The organism is Arthrobacter caoxuetaonis (assembly GCF_023921125.1).
GTDB lineage: Bacteria > Actinomycetota > Actinomycetes > Actinomycetales > Micrococcaceae > Arthrobacter_B > Arthrobacter_B caoxuetaonis.
The window spans coordinates 2442189-2466778 of record NZ_CP099466.1 but is presented as its reverse complement, the minus strand read 5'-3'; the positions used below and the strand labels follow the sequence as shown (position 1 = coordinate 2466778).

The window sequence follows — 24590 nt, the reverse complement described above, 5'->3', positions numbered from 1 at the left end:
CGGCATCAGCCGACCATCCTCCGTCCGGCGGTTATCCGCCACAGTGCTCCGCGGAAGCCCCGGGCCCAAGCTGCAAAGCGGGGGTGGCTTCCTAAATGGAGTGGTTGTTCCTCCTTGCCGGCCTGCTGCTGATCTGCGGCACCGGCTTTTTCGTTGCCGTCGAGTTTTCCCTCGTGGCCCTGGACCAGCCCACCGTCAGGCGGGCCGTGGCCGACGGCGACACCCGCGCGGAGCCGCTGCTGCGCTGCCTGACGACACTTTCCACCCAGCTCTCCAGCTGCCAGCTTGGCATCACCCTGACGACGCTGCTCACCGGTTACGTAATGGAACCGTCCGTGGGGCGGCTTCTCCAGGGGCCGCTGGCTGCACTGGGCCTTCCGCCGGCGGCTGCACTGTCTGTTTCGGTGATTGCCGCAATGGTGCTGGCCACGCTGCTGTCGATGCTGCTGGGTGAACTGATCCCCAAGAATATGTCCATTGCACTTCCGTTCAAGGTGGGCCGGGTGCTGGCACGGCCGCAGCTTGCTTTTACCTTTATCTTTAAGCCGGCAATCCTGGTGCTCAACGGCTTCTCCAACAAGGTCCTGAACCTGTTCGGACTCGAAGCCAAGGAAGAGGTCTCGGGGGCGCGGACGCCAGCGGAGCTCTCCTCGATGGTCCGGCGTTCGGCTGAAATGGGAACCCTGGACCAGGGGACGGCCAACTTCCTGGCCCGCACGCTGTCCTTCTCCGAACGTACAGCTGCCGACGTGATGACTCCGCGCATCCGCCTGGAAACCATCGATTCAGAGCAGCCTGTTGCCGATGTCATCGAAGCGGCGCGCCGCACCGGATACTCCCGCTTTCCCATTCTGGGGGATTCACCTGATGACATCCGGGGCGTGGTCCACGTGAAGAAAGCGGTGGCAGTTCCCAGGCACAAGCGCTCGGAACTCCCCGCCGCAGCCCTGATGAGCGAGGTCCTGCGGGTACCCGAGACGGTGCACCTGGATTCGCTGCTCTCCGAACTGCGCAGTGCCAACCTGCAGCTCGCCGTCGTGCTTGACGAATACGGCGGAACCGCGGGCGTGGCGACGCTGGAGGACCTGGTCGAGGAAATCGTCGGAGAGGTCTCCGACGAACATGACAAGCTGAAGCCCGGCGTGCTGCAGAGCGCCTCCGGTTACTGGTACTTCCCCGGAATGATGCGCCCTGATGAGGTTTCCGAGCTCATTCCTTCGCTGGATGTTCCTGACGAGGCCGGGTACGAGACGGTCGGCGGCTACATCATGGCCGGCCTGGGACGGATTGCCGAAGCAGGCGACACCGTTCCCGTTCCGGGCGGGGTCCTGGAAGTGGAGAGGATGGACGGGCGGCGCATCGACCGTGTCTGCTTCATTCCTTCGCCGGACGAAGACGAGGAACATGAGGGCCGCCCGGGCCACGGCGCGACGGCAGTTTCGGCACGCAGGGAAGGTTCCCGATGAACGACCTCGCAGGCATTTTCTGGCTGGTCATCCTGCTGCTGGGCAACGCGTTCTTCGTCGGTGCCGAGTTTGCAGTCATGTCGGCCCGCCGCAGCCAGATTGAACCGCTGGCCGAAGCCGGATCAAAGCGCGCCAAGACCACGCTGTGGGCCATGGAGCACGTGTCCCTGATGCTCGCATGCGCCCAGCTGGGCATCACGGTCTGCTCCCTGTTGATCCTCTATGTCGCCGAACCTGCAATCCACCACCTGATGGCGGCGCCGCTGGAGGCTGTGGGAGTTCCGGTGGAAGTGGCCGACCTGGCCGGCTTCCTGGTGGCGCTGCTGTTCGTGACATTCCTGCACGTGACTATTGGCGAGATGGTTCCGAAGAACATCTCAGTCTCGGTGGCAGACCGCGCCGCACTGGCGCTGGCTCCGCCGCTGGTGATGGTCTCGCGGGTGGTGCGTCCGGTGACTGCCAGCCTGAACTGGGTTGCCAACCACGCGCTGCGCCTGGTGGGCGTCACCCCCAAGGACGAGGTGACGTCATCCTTCACGCTGCAGGAAGTGCAGTCGATCGTGCAGGAATCCACCCGCCACGGGCTCGTGGCCGATGATTCCGGCGTGATCTCGGGTGCCCTGGAATTCTCCGGCCAGACCGCCGGTGAAGTGATGGTTCCGCTGGACGGACTGGTCACCCTGCGCACGGACTGCACTCCGGCCGAGTTTGAAAAGGCCGTGGGGCGGACCGGCTTCTCCCGGTTCGTGCTGATGGACGACGCCGGGAACTTCACGGGGTACATGCACCTGAAGGACGTCATGGCCATCCCCGAGGAGGACTACGACCACCCGATCACCGAGAACAAAGTGCGGACCCTGGCGAACCTCCGCCTGGACGACGGGATCGAGGATGCGCTTGCCGTCATGCAGCGCACCGGGTCGCACGTGGCCCGGGTCCTGGGGCCGGACGGACAGACGAAGGGCGTCCTCTTCCTGGAGGACATCATCGAGCAGCTGGTCGGGGAGATCCGTGACGCCACGCAGGCGCAGGGCTCCCGCCGAACAGGTGAGAGCTTCAGCGGCTGACCCGAAGGCTCAGATGCGAATGATTCGCGTTTGCGTTATGCTGGCAGCCTCCGGTATTCCCGGAGGCTGCACCATTACCTGAAACGGGGATACTGACACTATGCGCCGCCTGCCCTTCCGTGTGGCCGGAACCTTCATCGCCGCAGCCCTTGCGCTGTCAGCCTGCTCATCCGGTGATGGAGGGGACCAGAACGCCGACGAAGGAACTATCCGGGTCGTCGCGTCCACCAATGTCTACGGGAACATCCTGGAGTCTGTGGGCGGGGACTACGTCAGCGTTGAATCGATCATCAACCGCCCGTCCCAGGACCCCCACTCCTATGAGGCGACGGCGCGGGACAAGCTCGCTGTTTCGGGGGCAGGTCTGGTTGTCCTGAACGGCGGCGGATATGACAGCTTCATGGAAGTCCTCGTCGAGGACGAGGGCGTGCCGTCCGAGGACGTCCTGAACGCCGTCGAGATTTCCGGCCTGGAAGACGGATCAGATCACACACACGGCTCGGAGGACGCCGAATCCGGCTCCGGGTCAGCGGACGCGCATGACGGCCACTCCCACGGCGGATTCAACGAGCATGTCTGGTACGACCCGTCGGCAATGGCCCTGCTGGCAGAGGCGGCCGCCCAGCGGCTCGCCGAACTCGACCCGGCGAACGAAGCGGCTTTCCGCGACAACGCAGCGGCGTTCAGCGACGGCATCGCGGAACTGGAAACACGCCTGGACGCGCTCCGTGCCTCGGGCGGGGACCGGGACGTTGCCATGACCGAACCGGTTCCTGACTACCTGCTCGAAGACGCCGGACTGCACAATGTCACACCCGCGGATTTCACCGAAGCCGTGGAAGAAGGCTCGGATCTGCCCCCGGCAGTCCTGAAACAAATGCAGGACCTCGTGGCCTCCGGAGACATCGCGTTCCTGGCCTACAACGACCAGACGTCCACGTCCCAGACCGAAGCCGTCCGCTCGGCAGCAGAAGACGCCGGCGTGCCCGTTCTCAACTTCTCCGAGACCCTGCCTGAGGGGCAGGACTACCTTGGCTGGATGAACTCGAACGTCGATGCGCTTGAGGGCGTCCTGAAGTGACCCGCGCCGTCGTGCAGCTGCGGGGTGCCTCCATGGCCTTCGGCAGCCGCACGCTCTGGGAGGGCCTGGACCTGGACATCAACGCCGGAGAGTTCCTGGCCGTTCTTGGCCCCAACGGCACCGGCAAGACCACGTTGCTGAAGGTGCTCCTCGGGCTGCAGCCGCTCAGTGCGGGCACCGTCAGGATCAACGGCCGGAAGGTCGAACGGGGAAGCAAGGACATCGGCTACATCCCGCAGCAGAAATCCTTTGCCGCGGGCACGCCGCTGCGCGGCCGGGACCTGGTGGGAATGGGGGTCGACGGCGACAAGTGGGGCGTGCGCCTGCGCCGCGCCCCGGTGCGCCGGCGGGTGGATGAACTCCTGGCCCAGGTGGGTGCCGCCGGTTATGCCGACCAGCCCGTGGGCATGCTGTCGGGCGGGGAACTGCAGCGGCTGCGCGCGGCACAGGCGCTGGCTACGGACCCCGACCTGCTGCTCTGCGACGAGCCGCTGCTCTCCCTTGACCTCCACCACCAGCAGGCAATCAGCGCCCTCATCGATGCACGCTGCCACGTCCACGACTCCGCCGTCGTCTTCGTGACGCACGAAATCAACCCGATCATCGACTACGTGGACCGGGTCCTGTACCTGGCGGGCGGTTCCTTCCGCACCGGAACGCCGGATGAAGTCCTGCGCTCGGACGTGCTCTCGGACATGTACGGTTCCCATGTGGAGGTGCTGCGCAGCCACGGCCGGATCGTGGTGCTGGGCGTCCCTGACGCCACCACGCACCACCACGGCGACCCCGAAGGCGACCATGGACCTTTCTGACTTTTTCTCCACCGTTTTCGACTTCCGTGACTACGGGCAGCTGCTGCCGCTGGTATCCAACTCGCTGTGGGCTGCCGCCATCCTGGGCCTGGTCGGCGGGATGATCGGCGTCTTCGTGATGATGCGGGACCTGGCGTTCGCCGTCCACGGCATCGCCGAGCTGTCCTTCGCCGGTGCAGCGCTGGCACTGCTGCTGGGTGTCAACGTTGTCCTTGGATCACTGGTCGGCTCTATTGCCGCAGCCCTGCTGCTGGCGCTGCTGGGCCTGCGGGCCCGGGACCGGAACTCCATCACGGGCGTCATCATGCCCTTTGGGCTGGGCCTGGGCATCCTGTTCCTGGCCCTGTACGAAGGCCGTTCAGCCAACAAGTTCGGCCTGCTGACCGGACAGATCGTCGCCGTGGACAGCGTCCAGCTGAACCTGCTGGCGATTTGCGCCGCCGTCGTCATTGTTGGGCTCCTGGTGGTGTGGCGTCCGCTGACGTTCGCCAGTGCCGATCCGGAACTTGCAGAAGCCCGCGGTGTCCCGGTGGGCGCGCTCTCGATCGTGTTTATGTTCCTGCTGGGCCTGTCCGTGGCCCTGTCCATCCAGGTGGTCGGCGCCCTGCTTGTGCTCTCGCTGCTGATCACCCCGGCCGCCGCAGCCCTGCTGGTGACGTCGTCGCCGCGCCTGGTGGTGGCGCTCAGCGTGATCTTTGCACTGGTCTCCGCGGTGGGCGGGATCCTGCTGGCCCTCGGTGGCCGGATTCCGATCAGCCCCTACGTCACCACGATTTCCTTCGCGATCTACCTGGTCTGCCGGGTGATCATGCAGGTCCGCGGCCGCAGCAGGCGCCTGCAAACCGGCACTGCCGCGTAGCGGAGGAACCTGTTCCCCCTAGCGGGAGCAGTCGGGACAGAGCCCAAAAACTTCCACGGTATGGGCAACGTCGGTGAAGCCGTGTTCCTTGCCGAGGCGTGCTGCCCAGTTCTCCACAGCCGGAGCCTCCACTTCCACTGCCTTCCCGCACCTGCGGCACACCAGGTGATGGTGGTGATGGGCCGCCTCGCACCGCCGGTACAGGGCCTCTCCGTCGGCACCGCGGAGCACGTCAACCTGTTCTTCGTCCGCCAGGGACTGCAGGATCCGGTAGGTGGTGGCCAGTGACACCTGCTCGCCGCGGTCCTGCAGGAGGCGGTGCAGTTCCTGTGTGCTGACGAAGTCGTCCAGGGAGTCCAGCGTCCGTCCCACGGCAAGGCGCTGCCGGGTAACCCGGGGCTCGGCCGTCCGCCGCGGCGGGGAGGGCTGCGCTGGCATGGGATCTCCTGCTCTGGTGGGTAATTCGGACCTTCCCCAGATTATCAGCGCCGCTGCCGGTTCGCTCCGGCTGCTCCCGGAACCCGGCGGAGTATCGTGACCCTATGAAAATGACCAAGTACTCCCATTCCTGTGTCCGTTTCGAAAAAGAAGGGGCCGTGCTGGTGCTGGATCCCGGCAACTTTTCCGAGGTGGATCAAGCCCTGGAGAGTGCTGACGCCATCCTGGTGACGCATGAACATGCGGACCACATCGACCGGGAGCGGGTGCTGCCTATCCTCGCTGCGGCCCCGAACCTCCACCTCTATGCGCCGCCGGTGCTTGCCGGGTCCCTGCGGGGCGACGTCGCTGAGGACGTCCGGACCCGCATCCACGACGTCGAGCCCGGCACAGCCTTCGACATCCGCGGGATAGCCGTCCGTTCGTTCGGATTCCAGCATGCCCTGATCCATCCGCTGGTTCCGGTGGTGGAGAACCTGGCGTACCTGATTGAGGACGGCATTTACCATCCGGGGGATTCCTTTACCGTCCCGCACGGGCTGAAGGCCCGCACCCTGCTGGTGCCGATCCACGCCCCCTGGTCCAAGGTCGGCGAGGTGATCGACTTCGTCATTGCCTGCGGTGCGGAAACCGCGTACCCCATCCATGACGCGCTGCTGAACGGGAACGGACGCGGCGTTGTGGAGAAGCACCTGGAACGTTTCGGCCCGATGTACGGCACGCAGTACGTCAGCCTCGCCGCCGGAGAGTCGGTGGAGGTATGACGGGGGTGCTGATCAGTGCGGAAGAACTGTCGGATGAGGTCGAAAGCGGCGCACCGGTTCGGCTCCTGGACGTGCGGTGGGAGCTTGGCCGCACGGACGGCTACCTGCGCTATGCGGCCGGACATCTCCCCGGGGCCGTCTACGTTGACCTGGACACTGAACTCTCCTCGCCGCCCGGACCCGGCGGCCGGCACCCGCTGCCTTCGCCGTCGGTCTTTGCCGCGATGGCCAAGTGGTGGGGAATCAACGACGGCGACCTCGTGGTGGCGTACGACGCCTCCGGAGGCAGCGCGGCCGCCCGCGCCTGGTGGCTGCTGCGCCATGCCGGCTATCCGCAGGTAAGGCTGCTGGACGGAGGCCTGCAGGCCTGGGTGGATGCCGGGGGAGAGCTGGCGAAGGGTCCCGTGACGCCGGAGCCGGGGAACGTTACCCTTTCCTGGGACCACATGCCCACAGCGGACATGGAACGGGCCGGTGAACTTGCCTCCGTTGGGGTGCTGATCGATGCCCGCGCCCCGGAACGCTACCGCGGCGAAACCGAGCCGATCGATCCCCGGGCAGGGCACATCCCCGGTGCCGTCAACGTCCCGGCGGCCGGCAACCTGGACCCGCGGGGCCGGTTCGCGGATCCTTCCGTCCTGCGCGGGCGTTTTGAAGCTGCCGGGGTGGACGGCACCAAACCCGTGGCAGCCTACTGCGGCTCCGGGGTCTTCGCTGCCGCAGAGGTAGCCGCGCTTGCCGTGGCAGGATTCGAGGCAGCCCTGTATCCCGGCTCGTGGTCTGAATGGTCGTCCACCCCCGGCCGGCCGGTGGCGACCGGGGCTGAGGACGGGTAGCGTCAGAGCCATGTTTACCGGCCGTCCCGTTCCCCCGCCGCTGCGCGTGCAGCGTTCCGGCGGGCTGGTCCGGCAGTCACCTCAAGGAGAACGAATGAGCACACTATTCACCCGGATCATCGAGGGTGAGATCCCCGGCCGCTTCGTTTGGAAGGACGACGACGTCGTCGCGTTCCTCAGCATCGGCCCCCTCGCAGACGGCCACACCCTGGTGGTCCCGCGCCGGGAAGTGGACAAGTGGACGGATGCTCCCGCGGACCTGCTCGCCAGGCTGACGGCCGTGGCCCAGGAGATCGGAAAGGTCCAGGTGGAAGCCTTCGGCGCGGAACGTGCAGGCCTGACCATCGCCGGCTTCGAAATCGACCACCTGCACATCCACGTCTGGCCGGCCAACTCGCTGGCAGACTTCGACTTCAGCCGGGCAGAAACCAATCCGGACCAGGACCGCATGGCTGCCAACGCGGAGAAGATCCGCGAGGGCCTGCGGGCCGCCGGCCACGGCGAGTTCGTCCCCGAGGCCTAATCTGCGTACCTAAGGCCTAGGCCGGAGCCAAAGCCTGGTTCAGGGCGGTCCGGATCCGTTTCTCTGAAACGGACCGGGCCGTTCCCAGTTCCTGGGCAAAGAACGAAATCCGCAGTTCCTCGATCATCCAGCGGACCTCCGCCAGCGCCGGGGGAGTGCCGCGCCCGGGCACCAGGGCCGCGACGGCGTCGTCGTAATCATCTTCGAGCCCCTGCACCACTGCCATGCTCAGCGAATCCCGCTGGACGTTCGTGGGCAGTTTTTCCAGGCGCCGCTCAATGCCCGCCAGGTACCGCGGCAGCTGGGAGAGCTGGGCATAACCGGTCCGGGCCACAAAGCCGGGATAGACCAGCTGCTCCAGCTGGGCGCGGACATCGTTCAGCGCTGAAATCAGCGCCAGCGACGTGGTGCCCTTGAGCTGTTTCTGGATCCGGCGGGTCGCTGAGAGGACCTTCTCCACGATTGCGGTCACCGTGAAGACGGTGTCGATCAGCTCCGCCCGGACCTTCTCATACAGGGCGTCGAACTCTTCCCGGGACCAGGGCAGGTCCTCCGGCGTGAGCTTGTCAACCGCGGCCAAGGTGCAGTCCTGGATCAGTGCCGCCACCGAGCCGTGCGGGTTTTGGCTGAAGGTCAGCTTCTCCGCGTTGCTGAGGTGTTCAAGCACGTACTTGGCGGGACTGGGGACACGCAGGGCCAGCAGGCGGATGACTCCGCCGCGCATCGCTGCGGCCTGTTCCCCGGCGCTTTGGTAAACACGCAGGCCGGCGGTGGTGCCCTCGTCGACCAGGGCGGGGTAGCCGGTAACTGTGTGGCCCGCGACCAGGGTGGCGATCTGCCGCTGGATCGTGCCGACGCTCCACTCGGTGAGGCCGGTTTCTTCCCGGAACGACGGCGTGCCTTGTCCGTTCGATGCAGCGTCCTCTCCCGCGGTGCGATCTGGCTTGCCCTTGGCCTTCGGAGCCGGTTTCACCGTTCCGGGCGTGGCACCGAGGGATTCGGCAATCGCCCGCCGGGTCGCCGGCGCCAGGGATTCCTGCAGGGCGGCAAGATCCTTTCCTTCGTCCAGGATGCGGCCGGAGGAATCCACCACGGAGAAACTCATCCGCAGGTGTTCCGGGATGGCGTCCCAGTTCCAGGAACCCGGCGGGATGATGTGTCCCTTGAGCCGGCGCAGGGCCAGTTCCAGCGACGGTTCCAAGGCGTCCGACGCCGGATCGAAGTCTGCTGCCAACGCCGCCGCGGCGGCCCGGGCCACATCCGGCGCGGGGATGAAGTTCTTCCGCACGGCCTTCGGCAGGGACTTGATCAGCGCGGTGATCAGTTCGGCCCGCAGGCCCGGGATCTGCCAGCGGAAGGGCTCGGGGTCCAGCTGGTTCAGGAACAGCACCGGCACCTCGACGCTCACGCCGTCGTTGGCACCCGGAACACCGGGAGTGAACTCGTAGGAAAGCGGCAGGTCGAAGTCCGCGTAGCGGAAGGTCTTAGGGAACTCCGCCTCGTCCAGACCGGCGGCGTCGTCGGTGCGCAGCGCGTCCGGATCGAAGTCCAGCAGCTTGGGGTCCTCATGCCGGGCGTGCTTCCACCATTTGTCGAAGTGCCTTTCGGAGACCACCTCGCTGCCGATGCGTTCGTCGTAGAACTCGAACAGGGTCTCGTCGTCCACCCGCAGGCCGCGGCGGCGTACCCGGGTCTCCAGCTCTTCGACTTCGGCCAGGAGGGCCTGGTTGCGGTGGAAGAACTTGTGGTGGGTTCGCCAGTCGCCCTCCACCAGGGCGTGCCGGATGAACATTTCGCGGGACAGCACCGGATCAATCCGGCCGTAGTTCACGCTGCGGCGCGGAATCACCGGCACACCGTAGAGCGTGACCTTTTCATAGGCCATCACCGAACCGCTGCGCTTGGACCAGTGCGGCTCGCTGTAGGTGCGCTTGATCAGGTGCGGAGCGACTTCCTCCACCCACAGCGGATCAAACTTTGCGGCGATCCGGGCCCAAAGGCGTGAAGTTTCCACCAGCTCGGCCGCCATCACCCAGTCGGGGGACTTCTTGAACAGGGCAGACCCGGGGAACACTGCAAAACGGGTGCCGCGGGCGCCGGCATACTCGCGCTTGCGCTGGTCATAGAGGCCAATGTGGCTCAGCAGCCCGGCGAGCAGGGAGATGTGAACGTCCTTCTCGCGGCCTACGGGATCCACCTCGCCGGGAGCAAGGGTGATCCCCAGCGGCTTGGCCAGCTGCCGCAGCTGGGCGAAGAGGTCCTGCCATTCCCGGATGCGCAGGAAGTTCAGGAACTCGTTCCTGCACAGCTTGCGGAACTGGGAGGAGGAGAGTTCCTTCTGCTTTTCCTGGACGTAGCGCCAGAGATTCAGGAAACCGGTGAAGTCCGAATTCTCGTCGACAAACCGTTTGTGCAGTTCCGCGGCCTTCTGGGCCCGGGCGGGATCGTCCTTGGACGGCCGTTCACGCGGGTCCTGGATGGTCAGCGCCGCAGCGAGCACCATGACCTCGCGGACACAGCCGCGCTGCCCGGCCTCCACGATCATGCGGCCCAGGCGCGGGTCGACGGGGAGCTGGGCCAGCTTGCGTCCGACGGCGGTGATCCCGCCCTTGGGCGCCAGGGCACCGAGCTCGCGCAGCAGCAGCGCGCCGTCGTTCACTGCTTTGGCATCCGGCGGCTGGACGAACGGGAAGTCTGCAACGTCCTTGGGCCCCTGGGCCACACCCATGGCGGCCATCTGGAGGATGACCGCAGCGAGGTTGGTGCGAAGGATCTCCGGGTCGGTGAATTCCGGCCGGGCTTCGAAGTCGTCCTCGGAATAGAGACGGATGGCGATGCCGTCCGAGACACGCCCGCAGCGGCCCGAGCGCTGGTTGGCCGAGGCCTGGGAGATGCGCTCGATCGGCAGGCGCTGAACCTTGGTGCGGTGCGAGTAGCGGGAAATGCGGGCGGTGCCGGTGTCGATCACGTACTTGATGCCGGGAACCGTCAGCGAGGTCTCTGCAACGTTCGTGGCCAGGACGATGCGGCGCTGCTTGCCGGGGGAGAACACCCGGTGCTGTTCCGCCAGGGAGAGCCGGGCATACAGCGGCAGGATTTCCGTGTTGGCCAGGCGGGGATTGCGGGTGATGGTGCCGCGCAGCGCGTCGGCGGCGTCCCGAATCTCACGTTCGCCGGAAAAGAACACCAGGATGTCCCCGGGAGCCTCGCGGGAGAGTTCGTCAACCGCGTCGCAGACAGCATCCAGCGGGTCGCGGTCTTCTTCGAGCTCGTCCTCGTCGTCCGCTGCTCCGAGGGCAGGCTGGTTCAGCGGGCGGTAGCGGATCTCCACCGGGAAGGTCCGGCCGGAGACTTCGATGATGGGTGCCGGCGTGCCGTCCGGGGACGCGAAGTGCTGCGCGAACCGTTCGGGATCGATCGTGGCGGAGGTGATGATGATCTTCAGATCCGGGCGTTCGGGCAGCAGGCGCTTGAGGTAGCCGAGGATGAAGTCGATGTTGAGGCTGCGCTCGTGCGCCTCGTCGATGATGATGGTGCTGTACTTCTTGAGCTTGCGGTCGTGCTGGATCTCCGCGAGCAGGATTCCGTCGGTCATCAGCTTGACCTTGGTATCCCGGCTGGTCTCTCCAGTGAACCTCACCTGGAAGCCCACTTCGGCGCCGATTTCGACGTCGAGCTCCTCCGCGATCCGTTCCGCGACGGTACGGGCAGCGAGCCGCCGGGGCTGCGTATGGCCGATCAGGCCCTTCTCCGCCAGGCCCAGTTCCAGGCACATCTTCGGAATCTGGGTGGTTTTTCCCGAACCGGTGGCACCGGCGATCACGGTAACCTGGTTGGCCGCGATGGCGGCCATGATGTCATCCCGGCGCTCCGAGACTGGAAGCTGCGGGGGATAGGAAATTGTCAGTGCCATAGTTGGCACCAGTCTAGTGCGTGGGCGGAAGCTCCCCGGCGGGCGGGGCGGCTCCGGCGGCCCTGTCCAGGCGCCCGGCGGCGTCGCGGGCGCGCTGGCGCATCTCCTCCGGTTCCAGGATCTCGAATTCGACGCCGAGCCCCGCCATCCGGATCAGCGGAAGGTCCAGCGAGTCCCACCCGCTGCGGAGCACCGTATGGCCGGGGCCGTCCGCCTGCAGGACGGCGACCTCCGCCGGCACCTGCGCGGCCACCAGCTCCAGCGGTGCCGCAATCCGGATCACGACGTCGTACTTGTACGGGCTGCGGGTGATGGCGGCCTGGACGTAGGCCGCAAGATCCCTGGCGGGAAGCGGCCGGGGAGCAAACTTTTCCCGGAAGACCGGGACGGATTGGCAGCGGTCCACCCGGAAGGTGCGCCAGTCCTGGCGTTCCGTGCACCACGCCACCAGGTACCAGCGCCGCCCCGTACTGACCAGCTTGTACGGCTCCACGATCCTGCGGCCTTCGGGGGATTCGAACGCCTGGTAGCGGAAGGAAGCCATGCGCCGTTCGGAAATGGCGGTCGAGAAAGCGGTGAGGATCTCCGGATTGACGGTGGACGCGCTGGCCGGTGGGCCGGAGAGGACGCTGACGGACTGGCGGAGGGCAGAGAACTTGGGGCGCAGGCGGCCGGGAAGCACCTGTTCAAGCTTCACCAGGGCGCGGATGGACGCTTCGCCGATTCCGGAGACCGGACCGGACGCCACCGCAGTGAGGCCCAGGGCGACGGCCAGCGCTTCCTCGTCGTCGAGCAGCAGGGGAGGAAGCTGTGCTCCGGCGCCGAGCTGGTAGCCTCCGGCGATTCCGGGAGACGCTGATATCGGATAGCCGAGGCTGCGCAGCTTGCCGATGTCCCTGCGAACTGTACGTTCAGTGACCGCCATGCGGTCCGCCAGCGCGGCTCCGGTCCATTCGCGGCGCAGCTGCAGCAGGGAGAGCAGATGCAGCAGCCTGGCGGATGTCTCGAGCATGTGCCCAACGTACTCCGGTATGCGGACAGAAGCTGTCCTGGATGAAAACTAGTCTGGGTGCTCTGACCTAACGAACCCGCACGCACTCACCCAGGAGGAGCAGCCATGACGGAACACACCGAGCCCCTTGTCCACCACGGACCCGCGCAGCCCGGGCTGAACTGGGGGACGGAGCTGGCGGACCAGCTTCGGTGGCACTGGGAGAACCAGGCCAGGCCGCGGCTGGAGGGCCTCAGCGACGAAGAGTACTTCTGGGAACCGGTGCAGGGCTGCTGGAATGTCCGGCCCCGGGGAACCGGGGATGCTCCAATCCAGGCCGGGTCCGGGGATTACACCTGCGACTGGGCCTACCCTGAGCCAGATCCCGCACCGGTGACCACCATTGCCTGGCGGCTGTCCCACATCCTGTGCGGAGTCCTTGGACAACGGAATGCCGCCCATTTTGGCGGTCCGGCGGCGGACTATGAGAGCTTCGAGTACCCGGGGAACGCGGCCGAAGCACTCGCGCTGCTGGACGAGTATTACGGGCGGTGGATCAGCCACGTCTCTGCCCTCTCAGAGGAAGACCTGGCCAGACCCGTGGGACCTGCGGAAGGGGGGTGGGCGGAGGCGCCCATGGCCACGCTGGTGCTCCATATCCACCGGGAACTCATCCATCAACTGGCAGAAGTGGCCCTGCTGCGGGACCTGTATGCGCACCGTGACGGGGCTCCGGCGGCAGGGAGCGTTAACAGCGCTGCGGCCAGGGAGGACGCCGGGGCCTAGCGGCGTGGCTGGTAGCGCTGGTGGTCCAGGGACAGATCACGGGGGTCGCTGACATCCCAAAGGGCGTTGCCGTGCCACGGGGCGTTGGACCGGACCGGGGGCAGGTGGCCGCGCCCGTCATTGTGGATGCCCATCACCACGGCAGTGATGCTGGCAATGAGGAGCGCGATGACAATGCCGGCCAGAAAGATTTCCATACTTCAAGGCTCATCCCGCGGGGGAACAAAAATAAGTGGCAGAAACGACCATCAGCAACAAGTTACTGCCATACTCGTCCCATGCTGAGATCTGTGGCAGCGATTGCCCTGGACAACGTCGGCTCCTTTGAACTGGGAATCCTTTCCGAAGTGTTCGGCCTTGACCGCTCGGGCCGCGGCACCGGGGTTCCGCATTTCGATTTCCGGCTGGCCACGGACGTTCCCGGAGAGGTCCGGACGTCGTCCGGATACTCCATCAGGGTGGACGCCGGGCTCGATGCCGTCCGGGATGCGGACTTGGTGGTGATGGCGCCTTTTGGCCGCTGGAAACCGGAACCGACGCCGGCGCCGGAACCGGTGCTCCAGGCGCTGCGGGATGCCCACGACCGCGGTGCATGGGTCCTTTCGGTCTGTACCGGTGCCTTCGCGCTCGCAGAAGCAGGCCTCCTGGACGGGAAGAAAGCAACCACGCACTGGCTGAACTCCCACCAGCTGGCCTCCCTTTATCCGCTGGTAGAAGTGGACGAGGACGTGCTGTACGTCCAGGCGGGCAACGTCGTCACCAGCGCGGGGACAGCAGCTGGCATCGACGCGGCCCTGCACCTGGTCCGGCTGGAGCTCGGAGCGAAGGCAGCAGCGGCTATCGCCAGGGACATGGTGGTGCCTCCTCACCGCGACGGCGGGCAGGCCCAGTACATTGACCGGCCGGTCTCCGCTGCGGGCGTCGGCACCCTGGAAGACCTCCTGGTCTGGATCGCCTCGCACCTGGAGCAGGCGCACTCGGTAACGGCGCTCGCTGCCAGGGAGAACATGTCCCCGCGCACCTTCGCGCGGCGCTTCAAATCCGAAACCGGCACGACCCCCGGCGCCTGGATCAATGCCCAGCGCGTCCTGCGCGCACAGGAACTCCTGGAAGACTCCGAACTGACCGTCGAGGAGGTCGCCCGGGCGGCAGGGTTTGGGCAGGCAGTCCTGCTGAGGCACCACTTCAACCGCGAAGTAGGCATCAGCCCGGCAGCCTACCGGCGCGTCTTTCGAGGACGGGCTGACCGGCTGGGAAAGGGCGGCGGGAGCCGCTACGCCCTCCACCCGGCGCAGCCCGCACCGCGCTCGCAGCCCGCACCGCGCTAGCAATCCCGGTCCGCGCTAGCAGGCGTCCCGGGTCCGGCCGGTGAGTCCGCAGCTTTCAGCCTGCGGGTTGAAACGTCCACTCCCAAAAGACGAAATCCCTGGGGCTGCGGAGTTTCCCGGCCGTCTGAGACAGCATTTGCTGGTAGCTTCCAAGGCATCTGCCGGTGCGCAGAGGGGCAGGCGCACTGCACCTCTGTGCCCGGACCGAACACGCAGCTGGCCCCACCCGGCAGCGAACGCAACCGCAATGGAGTGTCTGCATGGGTGTCGTCCGACGCATAGTTTTCCCTGTCCTGTGGCTGGTGGTCTTCGCCGTTATTGCCGCAGCCCTGTTCAAGCTTGCCTTCGTCGACGGGATGCGTGCCGAAGCCCAGCCGCAGGTGCCCTCGGCCCAGCTGCAGACAGCAACCGTCCTGGCCGAACGTGCCGCGATCACGAATACCGTCGAGCTCCAGGGCGCCGTTGCCGCCGATCCGGCAATCCCGGTCCGCAGCACGGCGGAGGGCGTGGTCGTCTTCCTCGATGCCGAAGCCGGCCAGCAGGTGGTGAAGGGCGAACGGCTGTTCCAGGTCCGAAAGCCCGTGGAGGACCAGCCCGCGGCGCCGCCCGTGTCCGACAGCGAGGAACCCACGGCTCCGCCGGCACCGCTCTACACCTTCGTGGACGTCACGGCACCCGCGGACGGGACCCTCAGCAGCTTTACCGTGCTCCTGAACCAGCAGGTCGCCGTCGGGAGCGACATCGGTGCGATTGATCCGGGAACCTTCTCCGTACAGGGCACCCTGAGCACTGACCAGCAGTTCCGGATCATGGACCGTCCGAACACCGCCGAGGTAACCATCAACGGCGGCCCGGCGCCCTTCGCCTGCAGCGACGTCACCATGGGACGGACGCCTCCCGCCGCCGAGGGCATCTCCACCCAGGCACAGGCCCCCGGGGCCAGCTTCGGCCCGCCGGCATCACCGGATGCGGGATCCGTGAGCTGTGCCGTGCCGGAAGGGGTGGCAGTGTTCGCGGGACTTGGCGCCTCTGTTGCCATCACCGCCGGCCAGGCGCTCGACGCCGTCACCGTGCCCACGACGGCGGTCCAGGGACTGGTGCAAAACGGCATCGTCTGGGTTGTGGGCGAAGAAGGAAGCAGCGAAGAACGCCCCGTTGTCCTCGGCCTGACTGACGGCCAGCTTGTGGAAATCACCGAGGGCCTGAGCGAAGGCGAAGAAGTGCTGCTCTTCGTCCCCGGTGCCGAAGCACCCATGAACGAGGCCGGAATCATGTACGGCCCCGGAGTGATGGGCGGATGACCGGGGCTGCAGCCACGTTCCTGGAAGCACCCGCGGGCACGGAAGCCGGGCCCCTGGCCAGCTTGGAAGCGGTCACACGCAGCGTTGCCCTCCCGGACGGAGAGAAGCTCACCATCCTGGACGGCGTCGACCTGCAGATCCACGCCGGCGAGCATATTTCGGTGGTGGGGCGCTCGGGATCGGGGAAATCAACCCTCCTGAACATCCTGGGGATGCTGGACCTTCCCACCTCCGGACGGATGGAGTTTGACGGTGTGCCGGCCGAATCCATGAGCGGGAATGCCAGGGCCGTGCGGCGTGGAAACGCCGTCGGTTTCATCTTTCAGCAGTTCAATCTCCTGCCCGAACGCACGGCACTGGAGAACGTCATGACGCCGCTGCTGTACGCCCGCGGCCGGACGTTCTGGCAGCGGGAACGGATAGCGGCCGGCATGCTGGAGCGGGTGGGCCTGGGGTCCCGGCTGCGGGACAAACCGCAGAAGCTCTCCGGCGGAGAACAGCAGCGCGTGGCGATCGCCAGGGCGCTGGTCCGCAGTCCGCAGCTGATCCTGGCAGACGAACCGACCGGTGCGCTGGACGTTGCCACCGGAGCGTCCGTGATGGCACTGCTTTCTGATGTGGTGGCCGAATCAGGTGCTTCCCTGGTGACGATCACCCACGATCCGAACGTGGCTGCGCTGGCGGACCGGCACTACCTCCTTGATGCCGGCCGCCTGCGCGCCGGGGAAGGGGGCGAAGCATGAGCCTGTCCGGAATGACCGCGGCACTGGTGGAGGCCTGGACAGAGCTGCGGATCCACAAGGCCCGGGTCTTGCTCGCCCTGGTTGGCGTAGCCCTGTCAGTGGCAGCGCTGACTGCCGTCGTCGCCCTGGCGGACATGGCCCGGGCGGCAATGGCGCAGGGCTCCGAAGCGCAAAGCGGCAGGCCGGCGACGTTGAGTGTCTCCGCGTATCCCAATGACGGGTCCCCGGCCGATGTCATGGCCCTCCGGGACGCCTACGATGCCACCGTGGAGCGGTACGCCGTCAGCCACGCTTCGATGTACCTGCCAACTGCCCTGCCCTTCCAGTTCCCCGACGGCGTTGCCCAGACCGAGACCGTGGTGGTGGATGCGGACTTCGGCACCATGCGCCGGGTCAACCTTTCCTCCGGTTCCTGGTTCACCGAGGCAGATTCCTCCCGGCTGGCACCTGCGGTGATCATCAACGAAGCGTTCCACGCCCGGCTGGGCTACCCGGACCTTGCCGCCGATCCCGTAGTGGAGATCTGGAACGGAAAGCCGGTCAATGCGGTGATCACCGGCGTCCGGGTGAATTCGTGGGCTGACGAGCCTGCGGCTGCGTACATGCTCACCGACGCGTATGACCGGCTCGGGACGGCAGAGAGCCTCACGGGCGCTGTGCCGATGCTGGAACTCTGGGTTCCCGAGGAGATCGCCGAGCCGCTGCAGCACGCCATCACGGCAGACCTGGCGGCGCAGTTCCCCGGGATGCAGCCCAATGTGTACCGCAGCGACTATGCAGCCTGGGGCGACCCGTACGCTGTCATGACGCTGGTGGTAGGCGGCATAGCCGGCATGGTGATGCTTCTGGGGGCCGTGGGCCTCTTGAATATCTCCATGGTGACCGTCAGGCACAGGGTTCGGGAGATCGGCATCCGCCGCAGCTTCGGCGCCACCTCGGGCAGGATCTTCTTTGGAGTCCTGCTTGAGTCCGTGGTCGCAACGTTCGCGGCAGGCGTCGTCGGCGTAATGGCAGCCGTCGCCGTCGTCCAGCTTCCGATCGTGCAGGAGCAGATTGCGTTCGGAATAACGGAGCTGCCGCCGTTCCCGGTCACCGCAGCGATTCTGGGGTTGGCAGCGGCTACCGCCGTCGGAACCCTGGCCGGCCTGATTCCCGCGCTGGTGGCGGTGCGTGTGAAAGTTATCGACGCCATCAGGTACTAGGAGATCCACTGCCGGGGAGTCACCCACGGAAAGCAAAAACCCCCGCTGCCGGTAAGGCAGCGGGGGTTTTCCCTGCAATTCACGTGCCCTCGATAGGATTCGAACCTACGGCCTGTTGCTCCGGAGGCAACCGCTCTATCCCCTGAGCTACGAGGGCGGGACACCGGCGAACCGGTACGTCCTGCAGGGACTAAAGAAGCTTAGCAGGTTCTCGGCGGTGCCCGGAAACCACTTTTGGTTCCCACCCGCCGAGAGGCCACTTACGGCTCGTTTCAGCCGTCAAAAGAGCCGTAAGTGGCCTCTCGAGGAGGAGGGGGAGGGCGGTTAGTAGCCGAGGAAGGGATCGGTGTGCACCCGGCGGACGCCGGCTGACCGGATCTCCCGGCGGGCGTAGGCAACGGCCGACGGCGACCCGGCCAGGAACGCTGTCCGCTCGGCAGCGTCCGGCACGGCCTCGCGCAGGCGGGCGCCGTCCGGCAGCCCCGGTCCGAGCCACCTCCAGCCCGGAACCCCGGGATCCTCCGGCGTGCAGGCCAGCACCCGAACGTCCATCTCCGCCAGTTCGCCGGCGTAGGCCAGCTCCGCCGCAGACGATGCTGCGTAAACCAGCACGGCGTCGCGTCCCTCGGCCTCCGCCGAGCGCAGCTGGCTGATGAACGGGGTAATCCCGATCCCGGAGGCAACCAGCAGCAGCTTGCGGGAGGGATCGCGGGGGAGCTGGAAGTCTCCGCCCACGGACGTCGCGGAGAGCCTGGCTCCGGGCTTCAGCGCCAGCAGCTTGGTCTTGAAGGAACTGCCCGGTTCGGAGACGCGCAGCCCAAGGGACACGGTGGAACCGTCTGCCGGATCGGAGGTGATGCTGAAAACACGCCGCAGGCCGCGTCCGTCCGGGTTGGGGTGCGGCAGGCTCAGCTCAAGGTACTGGCCCGCCCGGAAACGCAGCGGACGCGCCGGCTCGAAGATGAGCTCGCGGGAGGTGGGGGTCAGCTCCCGCGCCTCGCGCAGCCGCAGGCTGATGCCTCCGCGCTGGCCCACGGCGAAAGCCAGCAGGTTGCCGATCAGCAGTGCCAGCTCCGGTGACATGAACACCGGACCCACGGAGAGCGGAGTCGCAAACAGGACACCGACGACGGCGGCTTCAGCGAGCCGCTGCCAGCGCAGCGGCGGCAGGGTCAGCGGCTCGGAGAGCATGAACCCGGCGAAGAACAGGATGGGATAAGACATGAATGCAGTGGCCAGCCCGTCCAGGACCGGCTCACCGGCAACCGCGAAGCGCATACCCACAATCCCCGCGGCGACGAGGACGAAGACCCCGGCCATGGGCAGCAGCCGGCTGCGGTAGAGCACCAGGAGGGCGGCGGGCAGGACCACGACGAGCATCAGCGGAGCAGCCACCCACCAGACCGGCACGTTCAGCCCGGTGAAGCCAATAACAACGGCGCCGAGGGCGGCGGGGTTGAAGATGTGCCGGCGGCGCCAGACGAGGACGTATTTCGACGCCGTCGCGGCAAAGGCAGCCAGTGCGATGGTGCCCAGTTCGGGACCGTCAGTGGTCGGCCAGAAGAGGAAAAACAGCAGCAGGCCGGTGATGAGGGCCGAGTCCGTCATCGGGAAGGTGCGGAACAATAGCCCCATGACCCGGCTGGCCACCAGCGTGGAGACGACCGATGTGGCCAGCGTGGCCGCCAGCTCAGCCGGCGTGTAATGAAGTGCCCCGGTCAGCGAGAGCACAAACGACCAGGCTGCCAAGGCCAGCAGCAGTACCACCAGCATGCGGTACATGCTCATCTTGCCCAGCAGGCGCTGCAGCCGTGCAGTGGGCGGGCTCAGGGATACGGTCATGAAAAAAGGACTCCAGCCATAGCGGGTGAATACTGTGCCCGGCCGTCGGAGAACATCCGGACGTAGTCGAAGTCGAACTCCGCGGCGAGCAGTGAAGGGTCGGTCAGGAACAGGGCGGTCGCAAGCCCGTCCGCAGTCATGGCGTCCGGGGCCAGGACCCAGGTTGCGGCCACTGCGTCCACGGGGCGGCCGGTGGACGCGTCGAGTACATGGTGCAGGCCTTCTCCCCAGGTCCGGCGGCTGGCTGCCGACGCACAGAGGGCACGCCCCGAAACTTCGACGACGCCAATGGCCTGCGTGGAATCGTAAGGGTGTTCCAGTGCCACACGAACGCCCGCAGCACCGGAATGGCGCATGTCCGATCCGGCATCAACCACTACCGAAGCATATCCGCGGAAGACCAGCAGCTCCCAGACCAGGTCCACCAGCTGTCCCTTGCCTGCCGCCCCCACATCGACGGTGGCGGGACGCTCCAGGACCAGTTCGACGCCGCCGGCCGGCCCGTGAACCGGGCGCCAGGTTGCCGCGGAACGCCAGGGAGGGGCAGCGACGGCGGGGCCCTGCGGCTGCAACCGGTAGCCGGGGCCGTAGCCGAGCTGCTCCAGCGACCCGCCGACGAGTGGATTGAGCCTGCCCCCGGTCAGCGCCTCGAGCCGGCCGAAGAGCTGGAACAGCCCGGCGGTGTAGCCGGGGAGGATTACGGTTCCCGCGCCGCCGCCCAGCGAGCCCAGCACTGAATCCGGGCGGAAACGGGACAGTGCCGCGTCATACTCCGCGATGAGCCCGGCCACGGCAGCCCGGGCTGCGGAGTCCACCGGCTTCTGGGTGGTGATGAGCCACTGGGTGCCGATCGCCTCGAAACCGTACTCCTCGTTCACGGGATTTCTAGCTGCCTGCCTCAGCCTTGATCTGCTCCAGTGCCTTGTTGAAGCCCTGGCTGGTCAGCGAGGATCCGGCGACCTTGCCGACGTCGAGGCTGTCGATGGGTTTTCCGACAACCTCCTTCTGGATGCCGTCGGTGAATTCGGCCTGGTAGCGCTTGGACGTCGGATTATTGCCCGACGGTGAGACCTCCACGGCGGTCACGGTGCCGCCGGAGAGCGTCATAGTGACCGTCACTTCTTCCTGCTTGTTCGACGGCGGGATGTAGGAACCCGTCCCGGTGTACTCGCCGTCTGCGTAAGTGCCGGCGCCCGAGGCTGTGCTGCCGGCAGCGGAAGGGACCGCTTCAGAAGCCGAAGCAGAAGCAGGAGCAGGAGCAGAAGCAGGAGCCGGCGTGGCAGGCCCGTCCTGTGCGGTTCCGGCGGAGCCGCAGCCGGCAGTACCCAGCAGCGCCACGCCGGCAACGGCGGTGAGGAGGGGTTTTTTGGCCTGCGATTTCACGGTTGGTCTCCTTCGGGAAGCGGAAGAATGTTCAACCTTTATTACAGCGCATGAATGCTGGGGGTTTCCTGTGGGAGCCCGCTCCGCTGATCCCGAACCGGTGCCGGGACCGGCCCAAGTCCGCAGGATAAGGGCGCAGAGCGCGTCCCCGCTATGCTTAACCGGTGACTCCTGAAGAACTTTCCTCTGCCGTAACCGCCTGCCTCAAAGACGCCATCGATGCGGGTGACTTCAGCATCGAGCTTCCCTCCGAGGTACGCGTGGAGCGCCCCAAGAACCGCGACCACGGCGACTGGGCCACGAACATCGCCCTCCAGCTCTCCAAGCAGGCCGGCATGAACCCCCGCCAGTTCGCGCAGATCCTCTCCTCCAGGCTGGAGAAGATCGACGGCGTCGCCAAGGTGGACATTGCCGGTCCCGGGTTCCTGAACATTACGCTCGACGCCGGTGCCGCCGGCGAGCTGGCCAAGGCCATCGTTGAAGCGGGCCCGGCCTACGGCCGTTCCGATGCGCTCTCCGGCACCAGGATCAACCTCGAGTTCGTCTCGGCAAACCCCACCGGACCGATCCACCTCGGCGGTACCCGCTGGGCCGCAGTCGGCGATGCGCTGGCGCGGGTCTTCCAGTCCCAGGGCGCAGAGGTCACCCGCGAGTACTACTTCAATGACCACGGAGCGCAGATCGACCGCTTCGCCCGCTCCCTGATGGCCTCCGCCAAGGGTGAGCCGGCTCCGGAGGACGGCTACGCCGGCGCGTACATCGAGGACATCACCGCACGCGTGCTTGCCGTCGAACCGAACATCCTCGACCTGCCCGATGCAGAGGCGCAGGAGCGTTTCCGCGCCATCGGCGTGGACCTGATGTTCGGTGACATCAAGGAGTCGCTGCACAACTTCGGCGTCGACTTTGATGTCTACTTCCACGAAGACTCCCTCCACGAGGACGGGCACGTGGAAAAGCTGCTGGAGCAGCTCAAGGGCTCGAAGAACCTGTACGAGAAGGACGGCGCCTGGTGGCTGAACTCCACCGAGTTTGGCGACGACAAGGACCGGGTGGTCATCAAGTCTGACGGCAACGCTGCCTACATCGCCGGCGATATCGCCTACATTCAGAACAAGCGCGAGCGCGGCTTCGACCTGAACATCTACATGCTCGGCGCGGACCACCACGGCTACGTGGCACGCCTGAAGGCCGCTGCTGCCGCCCTGGGCCACGACCCGGAGTGCGTCGAGGTGCTGATCGGCCAGATGGTGAACCTGGTGAAGGACGGCAAGCCGGTCCGGATGTCCAAGCGCGCCGGAACCGTGGTCACCCTCGAGGACCTCGTGGATGCCGTCGGAGTGGACGCTGCCCGCTACACCCTGGCCCGGTTCTCCGCCGACTCCAACATCGACGTCGACCTGGACCTGCTCACCAAACGCAGCAACGAGAACCCCGTGTTCTACGTGCAGTACGCCCACGCCCGGACGTACGCGCTGGCCCGCAACGCCGAAGCCGCAGGCGTGGATGATTCCGCTTTCGACGCATCCCTGCTCACGCACCCGACCGAAGGCGCACTGCTCGCAGCGCTGGGCCAGTACCCCGGCGTCGTCGCGCAGGCCAGTGTCTTCCGCGAACCGCACCGCGTGGCCCGCCACCTGGAGGTCATCGCCGGAACCTACCACCGCTGGTACGACGCGTGCCGGATCGCTCCGCAGAACGGCGAGGAGGTCACGGACGTCAACCGCACCCGCCTGTGGCTGAACTTCGCTGCCCGCCAGGTGCTGGCCAACGGGCTGGACCTGCTGGGCGTTTCCGCGCCGGAACGGATGTAGGACGCGCCATGACCATTTCACCGCTGGCCCCTGCCTGGCTGAGCTGCCCGGAAGATTCCAACAAGCTGCACGAGCCCATGTGGGCCCGGGATGTCCGCCGCGGCGAAGACGGCGAACTGGAAATCTCCGGCATCCCGGTTTCCGAGCTGGCCGCCGACTTCGGCACCCCGCTGTTCGTCGTGTCTGAGGCGGATTTCCGGGCACGGGCGCGGGACTTCAAGGATTCCTTCGACGCAGCATTCGCTGAACTGTGCGGGGGAGTGGACGTCTATTACGCGGGCAAGTCCTTCCTCTGCACCGAGATCGCCCGCTGGGTCGCGGATGAAGGCCTGCGGCTGGACACCTGCTCCGGCGGCGAACTGGCGGTGGCCGCACGCGCCGGCATCCCGGGCGCAGACCTGGGACTCCACGGCAACAACAAATCCGACGCCGAACTGAACCGCGCCCTGGACATGGAGCTGGGCCGGATCGTGGTGGATTCCCTGCCGGAACTGCGGCGGCTGGGTGCCCTGGCGCAGGACCGCGGCGTCCGCGCCAACATCATGCTGCGTCTGACCCCCGGGGTCCACGCCCACACGCACGAGTTCATCGCTACGGCCCACGAAGACCAGAAGTTCGGCCTGTCCATGGCTGCCGATCCGGAAACCGGGACCTCGCCCGCTGCCGACGCCGTCGCGCAGGCACTGGAAAACCCCGGCATCCGCCTGCTGGGCCTGCACAGCCATATCGGCTCGCAGATCTTCGACCCCGCCGGCTTCGAACTGGCGGCCCGCCGCCTGCTTGACTTCATGGCGGAGGTCAAGGCGGCCCACGGCGTCGAGCTTCCCGAACTTGACCTGGGCGGCGGCTACGGGATCGCCTACACCGAAGCTGACACCCCGCGGCCCGCTGCCGAAATCGCCCAGGCGATGGCTGGTGTCGTGGGGGCCACCTGCGCGGAGCTGGGTTTGTCTGTTCCCCGGATTTCGATTGAGCCCGGGCGCGCGATCGTCGGACCGACAACATTCACGCTGTACCGCGCCGGCACCATCAAGACGGTCCGGGTGGATACTGAAGACGGCGGCACTGCTGCCCGGCGGTACGTCTCAGTGGACGGCGGGATGAGCGACAACGCCCGCCCGGTGCTCTACGACGCCGACTACTCCGCGGTGCTCGCGTCCCGCTCCTCGGAACATGACGCGGTTATGTCGCGCGTAGTTGGTAAACACTGCGAGAGCGGGGACATAGTAGTGAGGGATGTTTATCTGCCCTCGGACGTGGACCACGGCGACCTGCTGGCCGTTCCGGGCACGGGCGCCTACTGCTGGGCGCTGTCGAGCAACTACAACTACATTGCCCGCCCGCCCGTCGTCGCTGTTCGGGACGGAGCCGCACGGCTGATCATCCGCGGTGAAACCGAAGAAGACCTGCTGGCGCGGGATATGTCATGACCGGTATAGGA

22 protein-coding genes and 1 tRNA gene are annotated in these 24590 nt (G+C 66.6%); 15 read left to right on the top strand and 8 right to left on the bottom strand.

Going from position 1 to position 24590, the window contains the following annotated elements:
- The first annotated feature begins 95 nt into the window (after nt 1-95).
- From NF551_RS11315 to NF551_RS11295, 5 genes are all read left to right on the top strand, one after another.
- Nucleotides 96-1466 carry a hemolysin family protein gene (locus NF551_RS11315; protein ID WP_227894608.1) on the top strand — a complete coding sequence of 457 codons (1371 nt, stop codon included), beginning with the start codon at nt 96-98 and terminating at the stop codon, nt 1464-1466.
- Complete coding sequence (locus tag NF551_RS11310) at nt 1463-2533, top strand: hemolysin family protein (RefSeq protein ID WP_227894609.1); 1071 nt, start codon at nt 1463-1465, stop codon at nt 2531-2533. Before NF551_RS11315 ends, NF551_RS11310 begins: the two co-directional genes overlap by 4 nt.
- Before the next feature lie 100 nt (nt 2534-2633).
- Nucleotides 2634-3614 (top strand): metal ABC transporter solute-binding protein, Zn/Mn family, encoded by a 981-nt coding sequence (locus NF551_RS11305; protein ID WP_227894610.1) that lies wholly within the window; start codon nt 2634-2636, stop codon nt 3612-3614.
- A 32-nt stretch (nt 3615-3646) separates the two neighbouring features.
- Nucleotides 3647-4426 (top strand): metal ABC transporter ATP-binding protein, encoded by a 780-nt coding sequence (locus tag NF551_RS11300; RefSeq protein ID WP_227894672.1) that lies wholly within the window; start codon nt 3647-3649, stop codon nt 4424-4426.
- Nucleotides 4413-5285 carry a metal ABC transporter permease gene (locus NF551_RS11295; protein WP_227894611.1) on the top strand — a complete coding sequence of 291 codons (873 nt, stop codon included), beginning with the start codon at nt 4413-4415 and terminating at the stop codon, nt 5283-5285. Before NF551_RS11300 ends, NF551_RS11295 begins: the two co-directional genes overlap by 14 nt.
- Before the next feature lie 18 nt (nt 5286-5303).
- Here the strand turns inward: NF551_RS11295 and NF551_RS11290 are convergent, their stop codons facing one another.
- Nucleotides 5304-5723 (bottom strand): Fur family transcriptional regulator, encoded by a 420-nt coding sequence (locus tag NF551_RS11290; RefSeq protein ID WP_227894612.1) that lies wholly within the window; start codon nt 5721-5723, stop codon nt 5304-5306.
- A 104-nt stretch (nt 5724-5827) separates the two neighbouring features.
- On the opposite strand from NF551_RS11290, the gene NF551_RS11285 reads away from it, so the two are divergent.
- The 3 genes from NF551_RS11285 to NF551_RS11275 all read left to right on the top strand — a co-directional run bounded on the left by NF551_RS11285 (nt 5828) and on the right by NF551_RS11275 (nt 7846).
- The gene (locus NF551_RS11285) at nt 5828-6487 is read left to right on the top strand and encodes an MBL fold metallo-hydrolase (RefSeq protein ID WP_227894613.1); all 660 of its coding nucleotides are present in this window, start codon (nt 5828-5830) and stop codon (nt 6485-6487) included.
- Complete coding sequence (locus NF551_RS11280; protein WP_227894614.1) at nt 6484-7323, top strand: sulfurtransferase; 840 nt, start codon at nt 6484-6486, stop codon at nt 7321-7323. Before NF551_RS11285 ends, NF551_RS11280 begins: the two co-directional genes overlap by 4 nt.
- Before the next feature lie 94 nt (nt 7324-7417).
- The gene (locus NF551_RS11275; protein ID WP_227894615.1) at nt 7418-7846 is read left to right on the top strand and encodes an HIT family protein; all 429 of its coding nucleotides are present in this window, start codon (nt 7418-7420) and stop codon (nt 7844-7846) included.
- Between the two features lie 16 nt (nt 7847-7862).
- On the opposite strand, the gene hrpA is transcribed toward NF551_RS11275, so the two are convergent.
- Complete coding sequence (gene hrpA, locus NF551_RS11270; RefSeq protein WP_227894616.1) at nt 7863-11759, bottom strand: ATP-dependent RNA helicase HrpA; 3897 nt, start codon at nt 11757-11759, stop codon at nt 7863-7865.
- A 13-nt stretch (nt 11760-11772) separates the two neighbouring features.
- The gene (locus tag NF551_RS11265) at nt 11773-12771 is read right to left on the bottom strand and encodes a helix-turn-helix transcriptional regulator (RefSeq protein WP_227894617.1); all 999 of its coding nucleotides are present in this window, start codon (nt 12769-12771) and stop codon (nt 11773-11775) included.
- Between the two features lie 105 nt (nt 12772-12876).
- On the opposite strand from NF551_RS11265, the gene NF551_RS11260 reads away from it, so the two are divergent.
- Nucleotides 12877-13536 (top strand): DinB family protein, encoded by a 660-nt coding sequence (locus NF551_RS11260; RefSeq protein WP_227894618.1) that lies wholly within the window; start codon nt 12877-12879, stop codon nt 13534-13536.
- Here the strand turns inward: NF551_RS11260 and NF551_RS11255 are convergent.
- Nucleotides 13533-13733, bottom strand: a complete 201-nt coding sequence (locus NF551_RS11255) for a hypothetical protein (protein ID WP_227894619.1) — start codon at nt 13731-13733, stop codon at nt 13533-13535. The genes NF551_RS11260 and NF551_RS11255 overlap by 4 nt on opposite strands.
- A gap of 81 nt (nt 13734-13814) precedes the next feature.
- Between NF551_RS11255 and NF551_RS11250 the strand changes: the two genes are divergently transcribed.
- The 4 genes from NF551_RS11250 to NF551_RS11235 all read left to right on the top strand — a co-directional run bounded on the left by NF551_RS11250 (nt 13815) and on the right by NF551_RS11235 (nt 18110).
- Nucleotides 13815-14864, top strand: a complete 1050-nt coding sequence (locus NF551_RS11250) for a helix-turn-helix domain-containing protein (RefSeq protein ID WP_227894620.1) — start codon at nt 13815-13817, stop codon at nt 14862-14864.
- Between the two features lie 260 nt (nt 14865-15124).
- Entirely contained in the window at nt 15125-16165 is a 1041-nt protein-coding gene (locus NF551_RS11245) for a permuted SH3 domain-containing protein (protein ID WP_227894621.1), read from the top strand.
- Nucleotides 16162-16908: an ABC transporter ATP-binding protein gene (locus tag NF551_RS11240; RefSeq protein WP_227894622.1), complete on the top strand. Its 747-nt coding sequence runs from the start codon at nt 16162-16164 to the stop codon at nt 16906-16908. The genes NF551_RS11245 and NF551_RS11240 overlap by 4 nt, the downstream gene beginning before the upstream one ends.
- The gene (locus NF551_RS11235) at nt 16905-18110 is read left to right on the top strand and encodes an ABC transporter permease (protein ID WP_227894623.1); all 1206 of its coding nucleotides are present in this window, start codon (nt 16905-16907) and stop codon (nt 18108-18110) included. Before NF551_RS11240 ends, NF551_RS11235 begins: the two co-directional genes overlap by 4 nt.
- A gap of 84 nt (nt 18111-18194) precedes the next feature.
- On the opposite strand, the gene NF551_RS11230 is transcribed toward NF551_RS11235, so the two are convergent.
- The 4 genes from NF551_RS11230 to NF551_RS11215 form a co-directional block, all read right to left on the bottom strand.
- Nucleotides 18195-18267: transfer RNA gene (locus tag NF551_RS11230), tRNA-Arg, on the bottom strand.
- Nucleotides 18268-18434: 167 nt separating this feature from the next.
- Nucleotides 18435-19952, bottom strand: a complete 1518-nt coding sequence (locus NF551_RS11225; protein ID WP_227894624.1) for an oxidoreductase — start codon at nt 19950-19952, stop codon at nt 18435-18437.
- Complete coding sequence (locus tag NF551_RS11220; RefSeq protein WP_227894625.1) at nt 19949-20830, bottom strand: FAD:protein FMN transferase; 882 nt, start codon at nt 20828-20830, stop codon at nt 19949-19951. Before NF551_RS11220 ends, NF551_RS11225 begins: the two co-directional genes overlap by 4 nt.
- Before the next feature lie 7 nt (nt 20831-20837).
- On the bottom strand, nt 20838-21335 hold the full coding sequence (locus tag NF551_RS11215; RefSeq protein WP_227894626.1) for an FMN-binding protein: 498 nt from the start codon (nt 21333-21335) through the stop codon (nt 20838-20840).
- 164 nt (nt 21336-21499) lie between these two features.
- On the opposite strand from NF551_RS11215, the gene argS reads away from it, so the two are divergent.
- Both argS and lysA read left to right on the top strand, forming a co-directional pair.
- The gene (argS, locus tag NF551_RS11210) at nt 21500-23149 is read left to right on the top strand and encodes an arginine--tRNA ligase (protein WP_227894627.1); all 1650 of its coding nucleotides are present in this window, start codon (nt 21500-21502) and stop codon (nt 23147-23149) included.
- 8 nt (nt 23150-23157) lie between these two features.
- Nucleotides 23158-24579 carry a diaminopimelate decarboxylase gene (gene lysA, locus NF551_RS11205; protein ID WP_227894628.1) on the top strand — a complete coding sequence of 474 codons (1422 nt, stop codon included), beginning with the start codon at nt 23158-23160 and terminating at the stop codon, nt 24577-24579.
- The last annotated feature ends 11 nt before the right edge of the window (nt 24580-24590 follow it).